General features: G+C 61.0%; 16 protein-coding genes. 5 read left to right on the top strand and 11 right to left on the bottom strand.

The annotated features are described in order from the left end of the window. Positions 1-257: 257 nt before the first annotated feature. Positions 258-1241 carry a zinc-dependent alcohol dehydrogenase family protein gene (locus tag ACQZ45_RS23815; protein WP_045231733.1) on the bottom strand — a complete coding sequence of 328 codons (984 nt, stop codon included), beginning with the start codon at positions 1239-1241 and terminating at the stop codon, positions 258-260. Between the two features lie 82 nt (positions 1242-1323). On the opposite strand from ACQZ45_RS23815, the gene ACQZ45_RS23810 reads away from it, so the two are divergent. Beyond that, positions 1324-1683, top strand: a complete 360-nt coding sequence (locus ACQZ45_RS23810; RefSeq protein ID WP_045231734.1) for a winged helix-turn-helix transcriptional regulator — start codon at positions 1324-1326, stop codon at positions 1681-1683. Between the two features lie 95 nt (positions 1684-1778). On the opposite strand, the gene ACQZ45_RS23805 is transcribed toward ACQZ45_RS23810, so the two are convergent. The 3 genes from ACQZ45_RS23805 to ACQZ45_RS23795 form a co-directional block, all read right to left on the bottom strand. Beyond that, positions 1779-6869: an Eco57I restriction-modification methylase domain-containing protein gene (locus ACQZ45_RS23805; RefSeq protein ID WP_045231735.1), complete on the bottom strand. Its 5091-nt coding sequence runs from the start codon at positions 6867-6869 to the stop codon at positions 1779-1781. 129 nt (positions 6870-6998) lie between these two features. Continuing rightward, positions 6999-7400, bottom strand: coding sequence for a DUF3085 domain-containing protein (locus tag ACQZ45_RS23800; protein WP_045024671.1), 402 nt, complete (start codon positions 7398-7400; stop codon positions 6999-7001). A gap of 12 nt (positions 7401-7412) precedes the next feature. Next, positions 7413-8015, bottom strand: a complete 603-nt coding sequence (locus ACQZ45_RS23795; protein ID WP_045231736.1) for a DUF1419 domain-containing protein — start codon at positions 8013-8015, stop codon at positions 7413-7415. 389 nt (positions 8016-8404) lie between these two features. On the opposite strand from ACQZ45_RS23795, the gene ACQZ45_RS23790 reads away from it, so the two are divergent. Together ACQZ45_RS23790 and ACQZ45_RS23785 are read left to right on the top strand one after the other, a co-directional pair. Beyond that, on the top strand, positions 8405-8866 hold the full coding sequence (locus tag ACQZ45_RS23790; protein ID WP_045231737.1) for a mobile mystery protein A: 462 nt from the start codon (positions 8405-8407) through the stop codon (positions 8864-8866). Then, the gene (locus ACQZ45_RS23785; protein WP_045231738.1) at positions 8863-9459 is read left to right on the top strand and encodes a mobile mystery protein B; all 597 of its coding nucleotides are present in this window, start codon (positions 8863-8865) and stop codon (positions 9457-9459) included. Before ACQZ45_RS23790 ends, ACQZ45_RS23785 begins: the two co-directional genes overlap by 4 nt. Here the strand turns inward: ACQZ45_RS23785 and ACQZ45_RS23780 are convergent. The 6 genes from ACQZ45_RS23780 to ACQZ45_RS23755 all read right to left on the bottom strand — a co-directional run bounded on the left by ACQZ45_RS23780 (position 9420) and on the right by ACQZ45_RS23755 (position 18054). Further along, positions 9420-10343 (bottom strand): DUF3991 and toprim domain-containing protein, encoded by a 924-nt coding sequence (locus tag ACQZ45_RS23780; RefSeq protein WP_045231739.1) that lies wholly within the window; start codon positions 10341-10343, stop codon positions 9420-9422. The genes ACQZ45_RS23785 and ACQZ45_RS23780 overlap by 40 nt on opposite strands. Positions 10344-10560: 217 nt before the next feature. Next, the gene (locus ACQZ45_RS23775) at positions 10561-10737 is read right to left on the bottom strand and encodes a hypothetical protein (RefSeq protein WP_045024681.1); all 177 of its coding nucleotides are present in this window, start codon (positions 10735-10737) and stop codon (positions 10561-10563) included. Between the two features lie 519 nt (positions 10738-11256). Then, the gene (locus ACQZ45_RS23770) at positions 11257-12375 is read right to left on the bottom strand and encodes a hypothetical protein (RefSeq protein WP_045231740.1); all 1119 of its coding nucleotides are present in this window, start codon (positions 12373-12375) and stop codon (positions 11257-11259) included. A gap of 234 nt (positions 12376-12609) precedes the next feature. Continuing rightward, positions 12610-15873, bottom strand: a complete 3264-nt coding sequence (locus ACQZ45_RS23765; RefSeq protein ID WP_012654873.1) for an error-prone DNA polymerase — start codon at positions 15871-15873, stop codon at positions 12610-12612. Beyond that, a complete protein-coding gene (locus tag ACQZ45_RS23760; RefSeq protein WP_045231741.1) occupies positions 15870-17381 on the bottom strand; it encodes a Y-family DNA polymerase in 1512 nt (503 codons plus the stop codon). The genes ACQZ45_RS23765 and ACQZ45_RS23760 overlap by 4 nt, the downstream gene beginning before the upstream one ends. After that, the gene (locus tag ACQZ45_RS23755; RefSeq protein ID WP_045231742.1) at positions 17302-18054 is read right to left on the bottom strand and encodes an ImuA family protein; all 753 of its coding nucleotides are present in this window, start codon (positions 18052-18054) and stop codon (positions 17302-17304) included. The genes ACQZ45_RS23760 and ACQZ45_RS23755 overlap by 80 nt, the downstream gene beginning before the upstream one ends. 282 nt (positions 18055-18336) lie before the next feature. Between ACQZ45_RS23755 and ligD the strand changes: the two genes are divergently transcribed. Together ligD and ACQZ45_RS23745 are read left to right on the top strand one after the other, a co-directional pair. Further along, entirely contained in the window at positions 18337-19398 is a 1062-nt protein-coding gene (gene ligD, locus ACQZ45_RS23750) for a non-homologous end-joining DNA ligase (RefSeq protein WP_045231743.1), read from the top strand. 55 nt (positions 19399-19453) lie between these two features. After that, entirely contained in the window at positions 19454-20227 is a 774-nt protein-coding gene (locus ACQZ45_RS23745) for an SOS response-associated peptidase family protein (RefSeq protein ID WP_045231744.1), read from the top strand. Between the two features lie 257 nt (positions 20228-20484). Here ACQZ45_RS23745 and ACQZ45_RS23740 read toward each other — a convergent pair whose 3' ends face one another. Continuing rightward, positions 20485-20892: a VOC family protein gene (locus ACQZ45_RS23740; protein WP_045231745.1), complete on the bottom strand. Its 408-nt coding sequence runs from the start codon at positions 20890-20892 to the stop codon at positions 20485-20487. Positions 20893-21196 lie beyond the last annotated feature (304 nt).

Raw genomic sequence — 21196 nt, 5'->3', positions numbered from 1 at the left:
TCCCTGCCCGGCTGGTCAAGCAGGGCTGACAGCCCTGCGCAGGGCGACGGGCCGGGATCGCGAGTGGCGCGGTTGAGCGCAAGCGTCAGCGGCCTGCCCGATCTGCGAGCAAGCTTCCCCCTTTCCCTATTTTCTCATTTCAGGAGAGCGATTATATAAATTCAAAATAATCGGTCGCGATTTGCGAAGACCGGATACAGAAAATCGACCTGAGATATGCGGTAGGCGCTTTGAGCCTTCTGCGGGTGCTGGTGTTTTTACGCGATGTTCACGACCAGTTTGCCGAAGTGTCCTGCATCACGAAGTGCATTATAGGCAGCTTCGGCTTCGGCGAACGGGAAGACCTGATCGACTTGCGGCTTGATGCCGGTTCTCACCAAGGCGGCGAGTGTCGCGACCGGACCGACATAGATCCCTTGCAGCGTGATCCTCTTTTCCAGAATCGCCCCTGTATCGATATGACCGTCAAAGCCGGTCAGCACGCCCATGAGTGAAATACGCCCATCGAACCGGGTGGCCTTGAGCGTTTGACTGAGCGTCGCGGGGCCTGCCACATCCACCGCCAGGTCAGCACCGACACCGTCCGTCAGACGCAGCACTTCGTCCTCCCAGGCCGTTGTGCGGCGATAGTTGATCATTTCATCCGCCCCGAGCGCGCGGGCACGCTCAAGCTTTTCGTCGGAACTGGAGGTGATGATGACACGGGCGCCCGCCAGTTTTGCGAGTTGAAGGGCGAAGATCGAAACGCCACCAGTTCCGAGCAGGAGGACCGTTTCACCTGGCTGCAAGGGCCGACGCTCGAACAGGGCCGAAAATGCGGTCACCCCGGCGCATGGTAAGGTCGCGGCCTCCTCGAACGTCATGGCATCGGGAATGCGCACGATACTGTTCGATGGAACAACGATACGTTCCGTCAGCACGCCGTCCATCGTCTGGCCGCCGAGACTTGTGGCCTTCTTCGCGGGGGTGATCGGGCCTTCCACCCATCCGGGCATGAAGCCGATTACGACGCGATCGCCGACCTTCCAGTCTTCCACGCCTTCGCCAACAGCTGCTACGACGCCCGCGCCGTCCGAGAGCGGAACAACGTCCTTGAAGTTCCTGGCAATAACCAGGTCCCGGTAGTTCAGCGAAGCAGATCGCACGTCTACGGCAACCTCGCCTTTTTCGGGCTGGCGCACGTCGCCTTGCGTGAGCTTGAGACGGCGGGTTTCGTTTCCGGTCAGAATGTATCGGTGCATGTGAGATATCTCCTTTTGAGAGATCCACCATAGGGATACAAGTCATATCTATGAAGTACACACAAATTACGCATGTAGTATCATGAATGATAGTATCCCCATTAAGCGCACACGCCGCCGCGCCGACAAGACGGGGTGCGCGGTCGAGGCAACCCTGTCGGTCATCGGCGGCATCTGGAAGCCGGTTATCCTGTTTCACCTCCTGGAAGGAAAGCTGCGCTTCAATGCGCTTTGTCGCCTCGTACCGGCCGCTACCCCCCGCATGATGACCTTACAATTGCGCGAGCTGGAAGCGGATGGGGTCATCAACCGGATTGTTTACCCGGAGGTGCCGCCGAAGGTGGAATATGAACTCACCGCGTCGGGCATTTCCCTTGCTCCCGTCCTGATAGCGATGCGGGATTGGGGAGAGCGACTTCAAAGAAACGAGGAAAACGCATAGGGCGATCAAGGTCGGACTGTCGCGAGACTTTCACTTGCGCGATAGAAACTCCCATGAAAATTCAACGCCGGCGATTTTGTCTCACTGTTAAAATTTTACGCCGCCATTGGCGGTGCCGCGCCCTCAACATCCGCGGCCAGTGAAGCCTCCACCTCCGCAAGCTGCAAGCGTTTCTCGGCCAGCTCGCCGGCGAAGGCAAAGTCGCCGCCATCGTCGCGCGTCTGGTATGACGCGAGCCTGCGGCGGGCGTCAGCAAGGCGCTGGCGATTGCGCTCGCGTTCACCCTCGAAATCATCAAGCGCGTGCTCGAGGCGGGAGACGGCACCGAGCGGCGTGACCGTCACGGGCAGATCGATCTCGAAATCCGCGCCGGTGCGCATCAGCATGGTGGTGTAGCGATAATTGTCATGGCCGAAGCGTTCGCCGCGATATTCCAAATCGAAGCCGCCGATCGACGCGATCACCGTCTCGTCGTCCTGCTGGAGTTGTACCTGGGTCAGGATCTCCTTCATCAAGGCACGACCGGCCTCCTTGCGCTCGGCATAGACCTTGCCCATGACCGTCATCGAGAAGGCGGCGCCAGCGGTCGAAAGCAGACGCTCGATATCCTGGCCAACCTCTGCGATCCGCCGCGTGGCATACTCGATATCGCGTTCGGCGTCGCGAAGCTGGCGGCGAACGGCGTGCTGGTCGTCAATGTGTGCCGCGCGCAGGCGTTCCAGCCGCGCGATGTCGGCCTCCAACCCCGCCTTCTGCATCAGGCGCTGGTCGCCCGAGGCGATCGCCTTGGCCATGGCGAACTGGTTCGCCTGCCCCTCGCCGAGATCTTCGAGACGCCGGATGGAGGTATCACCGGAAAGGGCCGCCGCGATGAACCGGGCCTTGCGCTCATTATTCTGCCACATCGTGGCATCGAGGCTGCCTTCGGTGGCGTAGGCGAAGATATCGACCTCGTCATGCTGGTTACCCTGGCGCACGATGCGGCCCTCGCGCTGCTCGATCTGGGAAGGGAGCCAGGGCACGTCGAGATGATGGAGTGCCTTTAGCCGCAGTTGCGCATTGACGCCGGTCCCCATCGTCTCCGACGAGCCGATCAGGAACCGGACCCTGCCTGCCCGGACGTCGCCAAACAGCCGCTGCTTCGCCTCCGATTTCTTGAAGTCCTGCATGAAGGCGATCTCCGATGCCGGCACGCCTAAGCGGATCAGTTCGTCACGAATCCAGCGATAGGCGGAAAAGCCTCTGGTCTTCTCGACGCTGATGGTGCCCAGATCGGAAAAGATCATCTGCGCAGCACCTGGCAGTTCGAACGGCTTGCCATCATGGCGGAGATAGGTGCTGCCCTCGGTCGCCTTCCAGATATTGAAGGCATTCGAGATGAGACTGTTGAGCTTGTTGTCCGCCTCATTGTCATTGTCGGCATCCACGAGGCGCAGGTCGATCGCCGCATGCCGGCCATCGGTGATGACGGAAAGCAGGATGTCGTCGCCGGGTTCGGGCGGCCGGTCGCGCTCCTCGATCGCCTTGATGCGCTCGGCCAGCACCATCTGGTAGTGCTTGAACGCCTGTGTTGGCTTCGACGTGACGATCTGGCGCCTGCCGGTCGAGACCGCCGGCACCTTTACATACTCGCGCAAGTCCGCCGGCATCACGACATCCGCGAAGCTGCGGAACATCGCGATCAGTTCTGGCACGTTGACGAAGCTCGCGAAGCGGGAGACCGGCTTGTACTTGCCGGAAGGCTGAAGCTCCAGCTCGGTGGTGGTGTCGCCGAAGGTTGACGCCCAGGCGTCGAACTCGTGCAGGCCGCGCTCCATCAGCGCCGGGTGGCCCATCAACCGCTGGACAGAGAACATTTCGCCGAGCGTATTTGTGATCGGCGTGCCCGAAGCGAGGACAAGCGCCCGGCCGGGATTGATCGTCTCGATGAAACGGGATTTCACATAGAGATCCCAGGCCCGCTGCGAGCCGTTCGGATCGACGCCCTTCAACGTCGACATATTGGTTGCGAAGCTGAGCTTTCTGAACTCCTGCGCCTCGTCGACGATGATCTGGTCGACGCCGATCTCGGCGATGGTGAGGAGATCGTCCTTGCGGGTGGAAAGCGCTTCGAGCCGCTCCTGCAGCCCTTCCTTCAGGCGCTCGAGGCGCTTGCGAGAGACGCGGTCCTCATCCTCGACCTTTAGGAGTAGGGTTTCGTAGAGCTCCAGTTCGTCGTGGATCATCTGTTGTTCAAACACCGCCGGCACACCGATGAACCTGAAGGCGGAATGCGTGATGATGATCGCATCCCAGGTTGCCGTCGCCGCGCGCGACAGGAACCGGGCGCGCTTGTCCTTCGAAAAATTTGTCTCGTCCGCAACGAGGATGCGAGCCGTGGGATAGAGCGCCAGGAACTCGCGCGCGGCCTGCGCAAGGCAATGCCCCGGCACGACCTGCATCGCCTTGGCGACCAGGCCGAGACGCCGCTGCTCCATGATGCTTGCTGCCATCGTCATGGTCTTGCCGGCGCCGACGGCATGGGCGAGATAGGTCGAGCCGGCCGAGATGATCCTCCAGATCCCGCGTTTCTGATGCCCGTAGAGAACAAAGGCGCCTGAGGCGCCTGGAAGTTTGAGATGATCGCCGTTGAACTTTCGCGGCGCGATGTTGTTGAAGCGGTCGTTATAGACGCGTGCCAGCCGGTCGGTGCGATCGGGATCGGACCATATCCAGCGCTGGAAGGCCTGCTTGATCTTGTGAAGCTTTTCCTTGGCCGCTTCGGTATCGACGACGTTGAGAACCCGCTTTTCGCTGTCGCCGTCCCTGATCGTATCGAAGATCTGCGGCACCCGGCTGTTCAGGGCATCGGACAGCAGTTCGCCGGCATGGCGGCGGTCCGTTCCCCATTCGGATGTTCCGGCGGCGAGGTAGGAAAGCTGGCGGGCCTCGACGGTCCATGACGCCAGTTCGGGCATGTGATGGATCCGGATATCGGTTCCCATCGTCTCCTTGACGAAGGCGACGACATCTCCAGCCGGTATCCACGGAGCGCCGAGGCGCGCGGTGATGTCCGACGGGCGCAGATCGACCGGCTGGACGGCAGTGAGCGCCGAGACGTTGCGCTCATAGGCGGGCTCGAGCGCGGCCGCAGCTTCCGCGACCTTGAGCTTCTCGCGGACATGACCGGACAGATAGGCGTCGGCCATCTGCCAGGACCCGTCGGCGGGGTCGCGGAAGATCGCGCTGCCAAGCTCAGTGACGACGTCTTCGGGATTACGGTGCAGAAGTTCCGCGATATGGTCGAGATCGACGTGCCCACGTTCGTTGAGCACCACGGCGAGCGCATCCGCCGCACTGGTGATCACCGGCGGCGCGGGCGGCGAGATGACACGGTCGGTGAAGATCGGCCCGGGCCTTGCCGTATCGTTTTCGAGGTCATAGTCCTCGATCGAGGCGACCAGCCAGCAATCGGGATCGTCTGCGAACGGCTGGAGATTAGGCCGGCGATGGCTCTCGCGCGTCTCGCCTGTCTCCGGATCCTCGTTGATCGAGACCGTGGTGTGGTTGATCGGGCCGAAGTCGCGCACGAAGCTCGACCAGGCAATGCGCAGCTTGACCTGCAGATCCTTCCAGGGTTGGTCCAGCTCCTGGGCCTTCAGCACCTGACGTACCGCGTCACGGACCGGGATCAGCTTCCTGATGATCCGGACGTGCTTCTCCGGGATACCGTCCGCGCTGCGGCCCTTTCGGACCGTAATAGTGACCGGCTGGCCATCGATCACCTGCATGAGGCCTCGGGCGTTGTGGAAGAAGAAGCTGCCTTCGCGGACATGCTGGCCGGACGGAAGATCGGCAGGAATATCTTCGGTCGCGCCCTCAAGATCGAGATCGATCGCGGTGGGCTCGCCGTCATAGCGGCCTTCCGGAAGAAGATGGACGGCGGCCGACAGCGCCGCGGCGAGATCCTCGCTGTCACGCGGAAGGCATGTATAGGTCTCGCCGAAAGGACCGGCGGTCAACGCGTGGGTACCGAGCACGAATTCCGGATGCTGGGCGAACCACCTGTTGACACGTATGGCGCCCTCATCCTCCGTGGCGGGCCGGATTTCGTCCGTGTCGAGCCAAGAAAGATCGCCCTCGGGCTCGGCGACCTTGCGTTTACGGAAGAAGAGGATGTCCACGACGACGTCGGTTCCCGCGTCGGCCCGGAAGCTGCCTTCCGGCAGGCGGATGGCGGCAATCAGGTCCGCCGTCTTGGCAATATGCTCGCGCGCCGAGGAATCCGCCTTGTCCATCGTGCCGGAGCTGGTAACAAAGGCTGCGAAAGCCCCGGGCTTCAACAGGTCGATCGACCGGGCAATGAAATAGTCGTGCAATCGCAGCCCGAGCGAGCGATAGGCGCGGTCGGAACGGACGGTCCGGTCCGAGAAAGGCGGATTGCCGATGGCAAGGTCAAAGCTCGCCGGCAACTCCGTGCGCGCAAAATCTCCGGTGAGGATCCGCGCTCGCGGCTGCAAAAGCCGTACGATGCGTGCCGTTACGGGATCGAGCTCGACGCCGGTGACGTGCGACAGATCACGAAGCGCTTCCGGCATCAGCGCCGGAAACAGGCCCGTGCCGATCCCCGGCTCCAGCACCCGGCCGCCGCGCCATCCGAGACGCTGAAGGCCAGACCAGATCGCCCGGACGATGAACTCCGGGGTGAAATGGGCATACTGGGTGCAGCGGGCAAGCGAGGCATAGTCGGTCTCGCCGACCGCATCCTCGAGATCGGAACCGATGTCGTCCCAGCCCTTGCGGAATTCGAGCTCGCCGGGACGGCGGAAGACGCCGTTGGCAAGATCGGACGCGCCGAAGCCGGTGAAGCGGATCAGCATCTCCTGTTCCTCGCGCGTCGCAGGACGTTCGTCCGCCTCGATCTCGGCCGCGAGCCGGATCGCGGCAATATTGTCGCGCGCACGGTCCTTCCAGCTGCGGGCGAGACCACGGTCATCGGCGAGATGGAAGTTCAGACCACGGGCACGGCCCGCCGGGGACGACGGCCGCACGACCGCGGCGATCGGCAAGGCCGGCGCTGGAGTTGTAGGATCGGGATCATCGTCGGGCTCGAAGTTGCTGGCGAAGGCCGTCACGCCAAGGCCAAGGCCCGACGAAAGCCCGGTGTTGCCGAAAAGATCGATGGTGAAGGGATCGTCATGTGACATGCTGGAATCTCCTTGGGTGAAGGCGCGCGTCGCCACCCCCCTGGAAGGTTCCAGTCGGCTGACGACGTGCGGGGATGAAGAGAACTGGGTGGGCTGGACGGCCGCGGGACGGCGAGCGTCTGCGGATCGCTAGTCTCGCGCGATCACGGTGAGTTGCATCGAATCCCCGTGGAAGGCGATCCTCAGATGCGTGCAGGCGGGGCTGGCAGCGATTAGCTTCACGAGCATGGCACCGTCGAGAAACTCGATCCCGTCATCGCCGCCGAAATGCTGGCGCTTGTAGTGCCAGTAGTCGGGGTTCGACTTCGGATCGCACTCTTCGGCATAGACGACAAACGGACGTTGCCCCTCTGCGAGCTTGCCGTTGGACATGAGGTACACGCTCTCGTCGCCGACCAGCCAAAGACCGGGCTTCTCATCGCGGCCCGGAAACATGCCGTAGTGGGGATTGCGGAAGCCGCCATTGAGGTGCGCGTCTAGGCGTCCGCGCATCATGACGACGTGGATGTCCGTCACGGAAAAGGTGAACATCGCCGCCTCCCGTTACGCCGCGATCGCGTCAGGGAGGTAGCGCAGGTGCACCGGCAGCTTCGATGCGATCTGCGCATCCGTGAGGTCGTCGAGCAGCTTCAGGACGGTGCCCTGGCGTCCGCCGTAGAACAGCACGGTCCGCTTGCCGTGGTCGTGTTCCGGCCAGCGCTCGCCGGCATAGCCGCGATAGTCATCATGGGTGCTCGACCAGATGTGGTCCAGGCGTTCCTCGCGCGTCATTGCCCGAACGGGCCGGGTTTCGCGCTCGATGATCGCATCGCGCATCCGTTCGGGCGAACCCTTGCCAGCGAGGTCGCAATAGGCATGGAAATACCGCATCCGGTCGTCGATCTTCAGCGTGAAAAAGATGCTGGTGATGCTGTCGGTAAGGAACTCGCGCATGGCGAACATGTCGCCCCGCATGAACAGCGGTGGCAGGATCTCGAACATGTAATCGTGTTGCGCCTGGGCAACTTCGAACCATTCGCCTCGATAAAGTGCGCTGTCGTCACCCTCCCAACGGTTCGGGCGTTGCGCGTGGCGGTCGAACATGCGGAACATCTGCCGGCGATCGGCAATGCCTTCAAGGACTTTTCGGATCGGAGAGACAGTCATGGGCGGGCTCCTTTCAGCCTCGTCGGGAAAGACACGCGGCTCATCCTCGCGATGTCGCCATCCTCTTCAGCCCTTCCTGACCCCTCCTTGGCGCCGCCTCTCCGTCCGGACGGGTCAAGGGCCGCGCAGCGGGCGAAGCTTTACCCTTGACGCGGCTGGCGGGCATGCGGCAACCGGCGTTCCCCTTCCCCTTCCCCTTCCCCTTCCCCTCCTTCCTTCCCCTCCTTGCTATTTCATTCAGATGAAATCAGCTTACAGGCTGGTTCAATCGCTTGTCCTATCATACTTTGGGCTGATCAAACGGAATTGATTATCAGGTTGTAACCTGATAGATTGAGCGCAGCAATCAGCCTGTTGTCTGATGACGAGCGGCGGAGGAAAGATAAACGATGAAGGACGATGCAAGGAAACGAGCACGCAAGAGGCTTGACGAGCGTCTTTGCGGACTGCAGCCGGCGGAAGGCTTCAGGGCACCTCCGAAAGGATGGGTCCGGGCGTTGCGCGACGCGCTTGGCATGACGGGGTCGCAGCTCGGCTCGCGGATGGGAATCCGGCCCCAGACCGTCGAAGCGATCGAGAAGTCGGAGGCATCCGGAACGATCCAGCTCAACACCTTGCGGCGTGCGGCAGAGGCGCTCGACTGCACGCTGGTCTACGCATTGGTCCCGAATACGTCGCTCGAGGCCACCGTCGATGAGCGAGCGCGCAAGATCGCAATGCGCGAACTCCAGCGGGTCGCGCATACGATGCGTCTGGAGGCACAGGGAACGGACGATGGCGATCTCGAGGCCCGCGTCCAGACCTATATTCGCGACCAGCTTTCCGAGCGCGATCTCTGGTCAGAAAAATGACTGACCTTTTCCAGGAACCAGAGGACGCAACACCTCTCGAGCCGCAGGAGCGCGAGGGCCTGCTTCAAAGCTGGATCACCCACAGGCAGGATCTCAACGAGGCAGAACAGGAAAACATCGTCGAGGGCGCAGCCTGGGCTCGCGGACGACGGCGCATGCCGGTCGGCAGGATGCTGACCGAAGACTTCATGCGTACATTGCACCGACGCATGTTCGGCGAGGTCTGGCAATGGGCAGGCAGCTTCCGAACGACGGAGCGCAATATCGGCATCCAGGCCTACCGAATTCCGGTCGAACTCACGGCGCTGCTCGATGACGTTCGGTATTGGGTCGAGCATGAGACATTCGCGCCGGACGAGATCGCAATACGTTTCCACCATCGCCTGGTCGCCATCCATCCGTTTCCGAACGGCAACGGACGTCACGCGCGGCTGGCCGCCGATCTGCTCGTGGAAAAACTGGGCGCCGAGCCCTTCAGCTGGGGTAGCGGGAGCCTGGGCGACGTGGGAGATCTGCGCACGCGGTACGTCGCGGCACTGCAGGCCGCGGATAATCACGACATCGCGCCTCTCCTCGAATTCGCGCGCAGCTGAGCGCAAAGGTCCTCGTTCCAGTCTTCGTGGTGGGGACGAAGGCGCTCAAAGCCGCAGTCAGCGTCCCGGGTAATTGCTTCCAACCGATCAGCGTAGATATCGCCCTGCGCGTTATTGTCAGTGGCGGCGACCACCGACATACCCGTCCGCGCCGCCAACAAACGGATCGCCGCATCGGTGGCGGGAGCCCAGCCGCCGCCGGTACTGACATAGAGGCTATCGCGACGATTACTCTCCAGCGCGGCAAGGCTCATGGCGTCGATCGCAGCTTCCGTCACGCAAACGCGCGGCGCAAGGATCGCGCCGAACCTGAACAACACTTTCGCGCCTCCGGTCGAAAAGCCGCGCCATTCCGGCCCGCGTTCCTCCCAGCCGGTGACGGCGCCCTCGCTGTCACGGTGCGCGGCCCACATACTGCCGCGCGGACCTTCGCGCACGAGATCATGCCGGATCGCTGCGCGGATGGTTGCTTCAGGAACGCAGCGTTCTTCGCAGAGATAGCGCCAGGTCATCGAACCCGGCCACGGCTTGCGGCGCTTCGTCCATCGTTCTGAAACTCCGGCCGGCAGATCGATCTCGCGCGCAGCGTGGGTCCAGACCGGCTCCTTCGGGACGAAGTCGACCAGCGATGCGACATGGTCGAGGGCTTCGACAAAGGGCACTCGGTCGAGATGCTCGACAAGACCGAACACGTCACCCTTGGCATCGGACAGCGGATCGAACCAGCCCCTGCCCTCGTGAATCACGATGATTATGGCCCCGCCGCCGCGGAATTTGACCGCCCTGCGGGTGCTCTCCTTCAGGTCGATGGCAAACCCTGCCTGCTCCAGCACCGCGGCGCATTGCACGCGGTCCCGCAGTTTTTCCAGTTCGTTCTTTTCCATTTTTCTTCCCGACGCACCCTTGCGCCCGCCTTTCCTTCTGTTTCTTTTCCCCACACCTTGCGGGGCCTGCTCCGGACGCCGCGAAGAGCAAAGGAGGCAAGGGCGCGGCTGGCAAGATGACAATCTGCACCTTGCGCCGCCGCCGGGGTGCCAGCAGCGGCGCAGCTTCCCTTGCCGCCTGCGGCTCGCAAGCGGCACCAAAAAGGCGAGAAGGGTCTCAATGAGACCCGCCCGGAACGTATTCATGCACGATCTCCAGATCGTCTTCGTCGTCGAGTTCGTCGCTCGGCAGAACGCCGAACTCGTTACCGGACCTAAAGAGCGTGACCGGAACCATCAGGGTGCGGGAAAGCTGGAAGGCATGGTTCTGCGCAAGGGAAAGATCGGTGTTCATCTGAAGGCTCCATCTTTGGAGCGGGCCATTCCCGCTCGATGGCTCCCGTCAGTGTCCGGAACCGGTCGCGATCACCGCGAGGGCGTAGCCGAGCGGCGGCAGCTTGCTAGCCGACCCCGCAGCGGGTTGATCGTCGGAGATCCGGGGCCGGACCAGGAAGCCATCCATCAAGAGCGGTGGGACGTCTCCTATGGACCTCGTTCAACCGACAATGATCATGCGGGAGCAAACCTTATAGCGAATGCGGATCTCGCCGAGATCTGCTCTCCTCAGAGGCCGGTTTTGGTATCAATTCAGAGGCGCGGTAAGATTGAGCTGGTGAGAACAGCGTGCGCGCGTTGGGGTGTTGGTAACAGGGCCATCGCACGCACTGGTGTTCTTGGTCCCAGGACAGAGGAAGAAATTGGAACGCGTGATGAAAAGCGAGGACATTGCCGTACTGCCTCAACAGCTAAAGGGGCAGGAGCGAAAGCATGGGTTCGAACGCTTGCGTCTAGAGGCCCGGGGCGAGGACCCGTATTAGTCATGCATCACTCGCGCAGATCGCCATGACCTTAGTCTGAAATAATCGTCAGCTTTACCGTTCAGCAGGTCAGCCTCGATATCAAAGGCTGACTGCACAATTGAGTCCATTTCCTTTTCGCGATCTACTGTGAAATAGCGCTCCTCAAGTCTGCGCTGCTGTATTTCGATGGAATCCCGCCAGTAGCGGGTTCCCTTTACGTCAGTATGTGTCTCGACATATCTAGCCAAGGGACCGCCACGTTCCCGACCCATGTAGCCCGGGCAGGCGCAGCAAAACTCGTAGAGCTTATCGTCGCTCGTTGCGATCCAGACATCATGCTCGATGATCCCGAAGTTGAACTGCTCGCGCGAATTGTTCACGATATCTGCAGCAGCAATCAGCTTCAGGTCGTTGGCTCCATTCAAAGCGATGCGCTCCAGTACTTTGACGGGTGTCAAGCCTTTGCCGCCACCCTTTTTCAGTTTCACGAAGTTGTTTGTGATAGCTACTTTCCGCGTCCTGAGTTGGTCAGTTAAGCCATTTTCGGGGGCGAAGACATATCGAGCGATCGTCAGTTCCTTGAGACTGATGAGATCCAGTACCTCGGCGCAATAATCGATGTAGAGGGCGAATTTTTCCAGGCCATTCAACGCCTCTAATCGATGTATGACGTTCATAGCGAGCAGCGAAGCATATGAGCACGAGATTGCCTTCTGACGCTCCAGCGACAGCGCGCTAAAATGCTCAGGGTCCATCTTTGCACCAGCATACGGAACCTTTATCGAGTTTGGGTCCTCACGGAAATTTGGCAGATAGTCTGCAAGAAACCTGTCGAACGCTGCTTCAACGTCGCCTCGACGCGCTGGGGGCAGTTCTTGGTAAGCCGCTGCAGGCGAGATGAATACGCCATACCTGGAGGTTTTCTCGATGAGTCTCGCCAGTTCCAGAACACCAGCATTCTTAAGTTCCTGGTGTCGCTGGCCAGTCTTATAGGCGCTTTCGATTGCAATCAGGATATTGGTGTCGAACATAATATTGGTTTGTCGACCATTCCGATGGTTTTCTCGGATGGCATCCCTGTCGAGGTTGATAATTTCGGTTGAGTTCGACGACGATTTGAAAGCGCGTATCATGAGGTTCTCTGTTTTATGCTCTGCGTGAATTCTCGGTCCCGAAATCTGGGTCTTCTTGTCGATACCAAGCTTCCACTGGCCTCTCCTGTATAATAATCTGATGCTCTAAACTTAACCTCGGGCGCAGACAGCGATTTTGTTCTGGAAATTGCGCTCAAGCTTTATTTTGCTTTAAAATTGCTGCGAGCGGACTGACAACTCCCTGGGCGCCACCGCGCCTCAGGATGGGGAAAATCAATGGAAGTTCCGGCTTTTGATTTTCAGCGTATCAATGTGAAGATCGGGCGTGAAAATGTCGCGCGGGGCTACAACAGGCTTCGACTTGTCCCGCGTATCCGAACTTCCCGGCGATCCGTGGGCGAACTCATCACCCCTGCCGGCCGGCAGCTTGAACTCTTCATCGCGATCAGCCAGACCGGTCAGATCGCCTGACAGGTCGAACAGCTGCTGGGCGACAAGATGCACGACCTCCCCTTCCCGCTGGATCCGACCATTGATGGCCATCATCGAGGATCCGAGCACGACCCGCCGGCGTTTTTCAAACAGCGTCGGCCAGACAACGAGATTGGCCGGCCCGGTCTCGTCCTCAATGGTGATGAACATCACGCCATTGGCCGATCCGGGCTTTTGCCGCACCAGGACAAGTCCGGCGGTATAAACCCAACGCCCGTCCCGCGAATTCATCGCCTCGGCACAGGTGATGATGTTGCGCACTGATAAATCCTTGCGCAGGAAGGCGATTGGATGCTGCCGCAATGTCAGTCCGGTATGGCTGTAATCCTCGATGACGTTATGCCCGTCCGTCATCTGCCGAAGTGCCACCTCCGGCTCCTGCTGCTCGGCGATCGCAGCCATCTCCCGCTCGGCGGCGGCCGCAAATAGTGGCAAGGGTTGGTCGCGCAGCGCCTTGATCGCCCACAGCGCGTCGCGGCGCGCAAGCTTCAGGGACGGCAGAAAGGCATCGGCCTTGGCAAGCTGGACAAGCGCCTCCGATGGCACGCCGGTTCGACGCCACATGTCGTCGACCGAGACAAAGGCATTGTTCATGCGTGCCGCGACGACGCGCGCCGCATCAGCGACCGCCAGTCCTTTCACCTGCCGGAAACCGAGCCGGACAGCATGCCGATCGGAATTGCCGATCCGCTCCAGCGTACAGTCCCACCGCGACCGGTTGATGCAAACCGGCCGCACCTCGACGCCGTGGGCTCTCGCGTCGCCGACAATCTGCGCCGGCGCGTAAAAACCCATCGGCTGCGAATTGATGAGCGCCGCGCAAAAGGCTTCCGGATAATGGCATTTGATGTAGCTCGAGGCATAGGCGATCAGCGCGAACGAAGCCGCGTGGCTCTCCGGAAAACCATAGGAGCCAAAGCCTTCGAGCTGGGAGAAGGTCTTTTCGGCGAATTCCGGCGCGTAGCCGTTCCTCACCATGCCGGAGACGAGTTTGTCCTTGAACTGCGAGACGCCGCCGGTGAACTTGAAAGTCGCCATCGACTTGCGCAGCTGGTCGGCTTCGCCACCGGTAAAGCCGGCGCAGACCATCGCGACGCGCATCGCCGACTCCTGAAACAGCGGCACGCCGAGCGTCTTGCCGAGCACCGCTTCCAGCTCCGGCGTCGGATATTCGACTGCCTCCTTGCCTTCTCGCCGGCGCAGATAGGGATGCACCATGTCCCCCTGGATCGGACCGGGCCGGACAATTGCGACTTGTACCACAAGGTCGTAGAAGGTCCGGGGTTTCAACCGCGGCAGCATCGCCATCTGCGCGCGGCTTTCTATCTGGAACGTGCCGAGCGTATCGGCCTTGCGGATCATCGCATAGGTCGCAGAATCCTCCTGCTCGATTTTCGAGAGATTAAGATCGCGGTCCTTGTGCTCGCGGATCAGATCGAAGGCCTTGGCCATGCAGGTCAGCATTCCAAGCGCCAGGATGTCCACCTTCATGAATTTGAGGGCTTCGACGTCGTCCTTGTCCCACTCGATGATCTGGCGGTCCTTCATCGTCGCCGGTTCGATCGGCACGAGATCGTCGAGCCGATCATGAGTGAGGACAAAACCGCCGGGGTGTTGGCCGAGATGGCGCGGGGCGCCCATCAGTTGCTGTGCGAGCTTCAAAGTCAGCACAAGACGCCGGTCGTCTGGATTGAGATTGAGCTCGCGGACATTGCGATCGCAGACCTCTTCCGACCAGGACCACATGCCGGATGACAGCGCCTTGATCACGTCCTCCGGCAGGCCGAGCGCCTTGCCGACATCGCGGATCGCGCCGCGCGCCCGGTAGCGCGTCACGGTGGCGCAGAGCGCTGCCTTTTCTCTGGTATAGGTTCGATAGATCCACTGGATCACCTCCTCGCGCCGCTCGTGCTCGAAATCGACATCGATGTCCGGCGGCTCGTCGCGCTCCTGGGATACAAAACGCTCGAACAGAAGGTCGTTGGTCGAGGGATCGATGCTGGTAATGCCGAGGATGTAGCAGACGGCACTGTTGGCGGCGGAGCCCCTCCCCTGGCAGAGAATGCCTTGAGACCGAGCATAACGCACGATCGAAAAGACGGTCAGAAAATACGGGGCGTATTTCATGGTACGGATGAGATCGAGCTCGTGCCGCACGACCTTCAACACGTCGGGCGGTAGTCCCTCCGGATAGCGGTCGGGCACGCATTGCCAGACATAATGTTCCAGTGAGGCCTGAGCATCCTTGCCCGGCACGATCGCCTCCTCCGGATATTGGTAGGTGAGTTCCTCGAGCGAGAACGTGCAGCGACGGACGATCTCCATGGTTCGCGCGAGGGCTTGCCGGTATCGCGGAAACAACCGCTGCATTTCTTCGGGCGGCTTCAGGTAGCGATCGGCGTGGCGCTCGCGTTCGAAGCCGACTTCGTCGATCGTCGTGCGGGTTCGGATGCAGGTGACAATGTCCTGCAACTGCCGGCGGCCCGGCTCATGGAAGAGGACATCATTGGTGACGACCGGCCGCACCTTGAACCGCGCCGCAAGATTGGAAATCTCATGCAGGCGCAACTGGTCGTTCTGCCGACGGCGCAGACAAAGCGACACATAGGCGCGATCACCAAACACCTCGGCCATCTTGCGCAGCTGGATCCCGCAGGTGTCATCCGGTAGGTCCGGCACAAGAATGCCGATCATGCCGTCATTGTATGCGACGACGTCGTCCCAGTGCAGGATACAGTTGTTCTTGCCGCCGCGCGACTTGCCGAGCGTGATGAGGCGGGTCAGCCGGGAATAGGCAGCCCGGTCGGTCGGGTAGACCAGCACCGACATGCCGTCGGCCAGATCAAGCCGGCAACCGACAACGAGGCGTAAGCCGGTGGCGCGCGATGCTTCAAGCGCCCGGACGATTCCGGCAAGCGAATTGCGATCGACAACGCCGAGGACTTCGATGCCGAGAGCCTTCGCGGTCTCGAACAGTTCCTGCGCCGAGCTTGCACCGCGCAAGAACGAAAAATGGGTCGTGACCTGCAGCTCGGCATAGCTCATGCGAAGATCCCGTGCACGAACCAGCGGTGACTTCCGGTTTCAGGATCGATGCCATCACCGGAGCGAAACACCCAGAGGCGCTCGCCGGCCTCGTCTTCGATGACGAAATAGTCCCGCACCGCCTCCATCTCCGCGTCGCGCTGCCACCACTCGCCAAAGATCCGCTCGGGCCCGTCGGCCCGCTTGACCTTCCGCCGCTTGCCGCGCCAGGTGATCGAAACCGGCGGGCGGTCCGGTAGCAAGGCGATTGCCTCGATCAGCTCCGGACGGGCCAGCAGCCGGACCGGCCGGCGCCAATGGCTGACCCAGGTAACCTCGACCGGATCGGCAGCAGGACTGATGCGCTGGACGGAGCGCTCTGGAACGTCGGAGGCAACCGGTGCCACCCGATAGACGCGCTGCCCGCGGTTGCCGTAGATATCGATCAGCGGCGTCACGTCCTTCACTTCCTCCTCGACCAGCGAGGAGGATTTCTGGCGCTCCTCCAGGGGCTCAGCCATCACCGCGACCAGAGTGAGCTTTTCGATCCCGAAGCCCGGCTCGATCTTCTCCGTCCGGTCGCGAAACAGCTTCGTCAGCCAGGCGACGTCGCGCACCGGCTTCACGGTGCCAGCGCGGATCGCCTGCCGTGTGCCATCGACCTTGTCGACGATCAGGTCGGCGCGCCGGACACCAAGGCCGCGCCTTTGCAGCTCCTCGATCAGTTGCACGACCAGCCGGCCGACATATTTGTTGATGGTTTCGGCAGCACCGATCGGTTCGGCGAAGGCGCGGCTCACCTCGATCAGCTCGGCGGTGCGGATCGGATCGATCGGTTCGCAGGCGCGGCCAAACATCTGGTCCAGCCGCCGGCCAATCTCGGGGCCGAAACGAAGGGTCAGCGGCGCGCGCGGCGTGTTGGCCAATTCGCCGACGGTCTGGAAGCCAAGCGTGCGCAGATCGCTGATGACTTTCCCGGGAAGGCGCAGCAACGATATCGGCAGCTTCTCGACGGCGCGGACGGTCTCACCTGAAGGCACTATGACCGTTTCGCGGCTGATGGCACGGGCGCAGGCGTGTGCTGCACCCCAGGTGTCGGCGATCGCGACCCGGGGAGTGAGTTTCCTTGCTAGGAACTGATTGGCGATCTTCGTCACCATCGGCAGCTCTCCGCCCTGCAAGTGATCGGCACCCTCTGTGTCCATGACGATCCCATCGATCCCATCGACCGCGACGATCGGGGAATAAAGCGTCAGCGCCCAGAGGGTGATGCGTTCGAGCGCTGCGGCATCCATAGCAGGATCCGCATCGACCAGCATCAGGCCGCGAAACAGCGCCTGTGCTTTCGCAGCCGGCATGCCGACATGAACGCCGGCTTGTCTGGCGGCTGCGTCGGCCGCCGATACCCAGCGTTTCGAGCCGCTCCTGGCGATCACCGCGATCGCCTGTTCAGGCGGAATGGATGGATCGGCGCGACGAATGCGATCCGTCGGCAGATCCGGAAGATAGATCGAGACAACCCTTGTCATCGCACGCCCTCACGAGAAACTCAGCACATTCACCCGCTTTCACGCGCATCAATTCCAGCAACCATTGGGCCCTCCCCACACCCGGCACTGGCAAATCCTCCGATGGCATCACGCTCACCCGCCACCGCGTGGTCGACGCCGTCGGCTGCCCGAAATCATTGGCCTCTGTCTGCCGCCTCCAACGACGCACAGCCAATGCCATTGTCCCCGTGCGCTCGGCCGCCAGCTGCAGGCGGCGCGAGCTGACCATCGGCAGGCGAACGAGTTCACCGACGACGGCGCCGAGCCCACCAAAGGACAGCCCCTCCTCCATATTGGCGAGCACGTCTTCCTCCTTGTCGGACTCGACGAAGATTATCCGGTCGTGATGCAGTCCGACCTGCGCAAGCGCGGGGAAAAACAGATCTGGTCGCGTCAGACACCACACGATCGGCCCCTTCGTCCGTGCCGCTATGCCGGCTGCAAAAAGAGCAGCGGCCGCACCATCGACGGTGCCCGATCCACCACCGGCAAATTCGTGAAGCGCGCCATGAGCAAGGCCGCCGCCAGGCAGAACCCCATCCATCTCCGGCACGCCAAATGGCAACCAACCGGCTTTTTTCGCCGTGCTGGTTTCGAGCAATGCAATACGCTCCCGCAGATCGCAGATTACCCTTTCGCGGGCAGCAGTCATTGTTCACGGCTCCCTTCAAGGTCGTGTTGGCAGGGCGACTTCATGTCGTGCAAATGTCAATGTTCTGTTTTTGTTCCCATATGAGAAAGGAGTCAAGGCGGCAAAAACGTACGAGTATTGTTCCGAACATTAGAAGTTCGAGATTCTTCATGAGAATCAGGTGAATAGCTGCGACCAAGAAATTTCGCTGGCTTCTGCAGTCTTATCTCCTGATCGGTGAATAGCGGGGACAATATAGGGATAGTCACAGTATTATTAAGGTTTTTCTGATGAACTGGCCGGATGACGAGGCCTCCGAGATCAAAACCCCTCCTTCGCGACACCGAGCCGCCGATCCGCTCAAAGCCGCGCAGGAAGCGTAATCCAGCTCAACCACAGCTCCTCTTCGATCCCATACCTGATCGCGTCGAGCCGGCGCTGGCCCTATTGAAGGCTAAGCCTCCCACCGGAAACGAATGGAGTTGGGAGCTGAAATGGGATGGCTATCGCCTTGCGGTCCATATCGAGCCCCAGCGGATCCGGATCCTTACTCGCGGCGGCCACGACTGGACACATCGGTTTCCGGCCATAGAGCAGGCCGCCCGAGCGCTGGGGCCGGCGACGATGATTATCGATGGGGAAGCCGTCGTGCTCGACGATGAGGGGCGGCCGGATTTCGGGCTGCTGCAGCAATCGCTGGGTGCATTCGGCAAACAAGCTGGCAGGCGCGCCTCCCACGCCGTTCTTTACGCTTTCGATCTTGTTTATCTGGATGGGCACGATCTGCGCGGTGTTGAATACCGTTCGCGCCGACACCTTCTCGAGGACACGATAAACGGCCCAACGAATGAAGCCAGCGCCATTCGGATATCAGAAACATTCGATGCCGAGCCAGCTGTCCTGCTTGAGCATGTCTGCCGCCTCGGCCTGGAAGGCATCGTCGGCAAGCGCCTCGATCAGCCCTATCGTTCGGGCCGGACCGGGGATTGGGTAAAAGTCAAATGCATCCAGAGCGAGGCTTTCTTCATCGTCGGCTATGAGAGGTCCGCATCGTACCCAGCCGGCTTCGGCTCGTTAGCGCTCGCCGCCTACCGCGATGGCGATCTCGTCCACGTCGGAAGCGTCGGCACGGGCTTCAAGGGAGCCGAGATCATCCGGTTGCGGAAGATACTGGACACGCTGCGATGGAAGCGAAAGCAGCCGCCCCTGCCCCATTCCGGAACTGCCGACATTGTCTGGGTCCAGCCTACCCTGATCGCCGAGATCGAGTTTCGCGCCTGGACATCGGACGGGAAACTCCGTCATCCGTCGTACAAGGGCCTGCGGGAACGGCAAGACAATGCCGACGTTTACCAGCTCGACTAGCGAAACAAGCGACATGCGCTAGAGTAGCCGTATTTGGTCGAGCGGAGGGGGTCGCATGTGTAATCTCTATCGGATGGAGGACAAGGACTGGGTTTCAAAATGGGCTCAGGACGCCGAGAGCCTCATCAACCTCATGCCAGCCTATCAAATGAACCCCGATCAGATGGGACCGATTGTCCGCAACACCGCTGATGGGAGGAAACAATTGGCACATGCGCGATGGGGTCTTCCCTCGCCGCGGTTCACCTTGGAAAAGGCCGCCAAAGCCAAGGCCGAAAAACTGAAAGCCAAAGGGAAGCCCGCCGATCTTGAAGAGCTCATCCGCATGGAGGCGGACCGCGGCACGACCAACGTCCGCAAGCTCACCTTCCCACACTGGAAACGATGGTTTGGTGTTGAGCACCGATGCCTCGTCCCGGTCACCAGCTTCGCCGAACCCGATCCCGCCAGCCAGCAATCCGGGGGGAACGTGCCGAACGCCTGGTTTGCACGGGACGAGGAAAAGTCGCTGATGTTCTTCGCCGGCATCCATGTCCCGCAATGGCAGAGCGTCCGCAAGGTGAAGGATGGGCCGACGACCGACGACCTCTATGGGTTTTTGACCACTGATCCCAACAATCTCGTGAAGCCTATCCATGAGAAGGCGATGCCTGTTCTTCTCCTGACCGAAGAGGAGACCGAGGTGTGGATGCAGGCGCCATGGGACGAAGCCAAAGATCTGGCACGGCCTTTGCCAGATGATGCGTTGATCATTTCGTCGCGCGAACCATACGGATCTTCGATCGTCTCGAAATCGGGCGACCCACTAGAGCACAAACTGCTGCTTTAGCTGGGCCGACCCATCGCTGAAGCAGACGGGGTGCCCTCGCAAGCACAAGAGCGGCTGAAGCGAAATTTTACACCCGCCGCCACGACTCTCAAACGCACCCGCGAAAGGCTGTCTGGCAGTACGTATCCGTCCGGTTCTCACACGTCGGACGTAGCGTTGTGACTGAGCGCCAATATCTTCTGTATTCCGCCGATTGGATTGGCCTGGTGGATGACCAGCATGACCGGATCGGTACCGACTTCGATCCGGTCGTGACCTCACTCCGACTTCTGACACACGGCCTCGACGTTGACCCCGTCCGGATCGATCACGAACGCCGCATAATAGGCTGGATGATAGTGGGGCCTGATGCCGGGCGCACCATTGTCACGGCCGCCTTGCGCCATCACCGCCGCGTAAAAGGCATCGACCGTTGCTCTACTTTCGGCTTCGAACGCGATGTGGATGCCCGTCCCGCGCGGACCATCCGGGACGGCATGGCGGCTGTCGCTGGACAGCCAGAAGAAAGGCTTTCGACCAGTTCCATAGCCTATGCCGTGATAGCCGCCGGTCTGTCCGGGCTTCACTTCCATCACGGTCGTAATGCCGAGCGGCTTGAGTGCAGCATCGTAAAATTGCCGTGCGCTTTCGATGTCCGGGGGGCTGATGCCCATATGGTCAATCATAACTATGCCCTCTATGGCTATGTTCTTCCTGGCTTGTATCAGGTCTGGCTGAAGATCGGGTTGCGTTATATCAAGGCGTCGAGGCGACGACGGCAATGCTTCGCTCCGCCCGCCGGACGTCGGCCGCGGCGCGATAATTGAGCCCCTAGTTCCACGGCAGCAGTTCGCCGAGTCGGTTTGCCGGATGGACGGTATCCAACAAAATCAAACGAATTTCTGACACCAACCGTCGCCCGCAGCCGGAGTCTCGTAGAGTTAGAATGATCGCGACGCATCTGGAAAAATTGAACGGAGAGTCAACGCG

It is taken from the genome of Agrobacterium sp. 16-2014-1-2a (genome assembly GCF_053522705.1).
Note: the sequence above shows the minus strand (reverse complement) of the source record. Positions and strands in the feature narration are given on the sequence as shown.

What these genes read in the sequence shown, in the direction of transcription:
- ACQZ45_RS23815 (WP_045231733.1), bottom strand. Translation starts at nt 1,241, where the DNA reads ATGCACCGATACATTCTGACCGGAAACGAAACCCGCCGTCTCAAGCTC.
- ACQZ45_RS23810 (WP_045231734.1), top strand. Translation starts at nt 1,324, where the DNA reads ATGAATGATAGTATCCCCATTAAGCGCACACGCCGCCGCGCCGACAAG.
- ACQZ45_RS23805 (WP_045231735.1), bottom strand. Translation starts at nt 6,869, where the DNA reads ATGTCACATGACGATCCCTTCACCATCGATCTTTTCGGCAACACCGGG.
- ACQZ45_RS23800 (WP_045024671.1), bottom strand. Translation starts at nt 7,400, where the DNA reads ATGTTCACCTTTTCCGTGACGGACATCCACGTCGTCATGATGCGCGGA.
- ACQZ45_RS23795 (WP_045231736.1), bottom strand. Translation starts at nt 8,015, where the DNA reads ATGACTGTCTCTCCGATCCGAAAAGTCCTTGAAGGCATTGCCGATCGC.
- ACQZ45_RS23790 (WP_045231737.1), top strand. Translation starts at nt 8,405, where the DNA reads ATGAAGGACGATGCAAGGAAACGAGCACGCAAGAGGCTTGACGAGCGT.
- ACQZ45_RS23785 (WP_045231738.1), top strand. Translation starts at nt 8,863, where the DNA reads ATGACTGACCTTTTCCAGGAACCAGAGGACGCAACACCTCTCGAGCCG.
- ACQZ45_RS23780 (WP_045231739.1), bottom strand. Translation starts at nt 10,343, where the DNA reads ATGGAAAAGAACGAACTGGAAAAACTGCGGGACCGCGTGCAATGCGCC.
- ACQZ45_RS23775 (WP_045024681.1), bottom strand. Translation starts at nt 10,737, where the DNA reads ATGAACACCGATCTTTCCCTTGCGCAGAACCATGCCTTCCAGCTTTCC.
- ACQZ45_RS23770 (WP_045231740.1), bottom strand. Translation starts at nt 12,375, where the DNA reads ATGATACGCGCTTTCAAATCGTCGTCGAACTCAACCGAAATTATCAAC.
- ACQZ45_RS23765 (WP_012654873.1), bottom strand. Translation starts at nt 15,873, where the DNA reads ATGAGCTATGCCGAGCTGCAGGTCACGACCCATTTTTCGTTCTTGCGC.
- ACQZ45_RS23760 (WP_045231741.1), bottom strand. Translation starts at nt 17,381, where the DNA reads ATGACAAGGGTTGTCTCGATCTATCTTCCGGATCTGCCGACGGATCGC.
- ACQZ45_RS23755 (WP_045231742.1), bottom strand. Translation starts at nt 18,054, where the DNA reads ATGACTGCTGCCCGCGAAAGGGTAATCTGCGATCTGCGGGAGCGTATT.
- ligD (WP_045231743.1), top strand. Translation starts at nt 18,337, where the DNA reads ATGACGAGGCCTCCGAGATCAAAACCCCTCCTTCGCGACACCGAGCCG.
- ACQZ45_RS23745 (WP_045231744.1), top strand. Translation starts at nt 19,454, where the DNA reads ATGTGTAATCTCTATCGGATGGAGGACAAGGACTGGGTTTCAAAATGG.
- ACQZ45_RS23740 (WP_045231745.1), bottom strand. Translation starts at nt 20,892, where the DNA reads ATGATTGACCATATGGGCATCAGCCCCCCGGACATCGAAAGCGCACGG.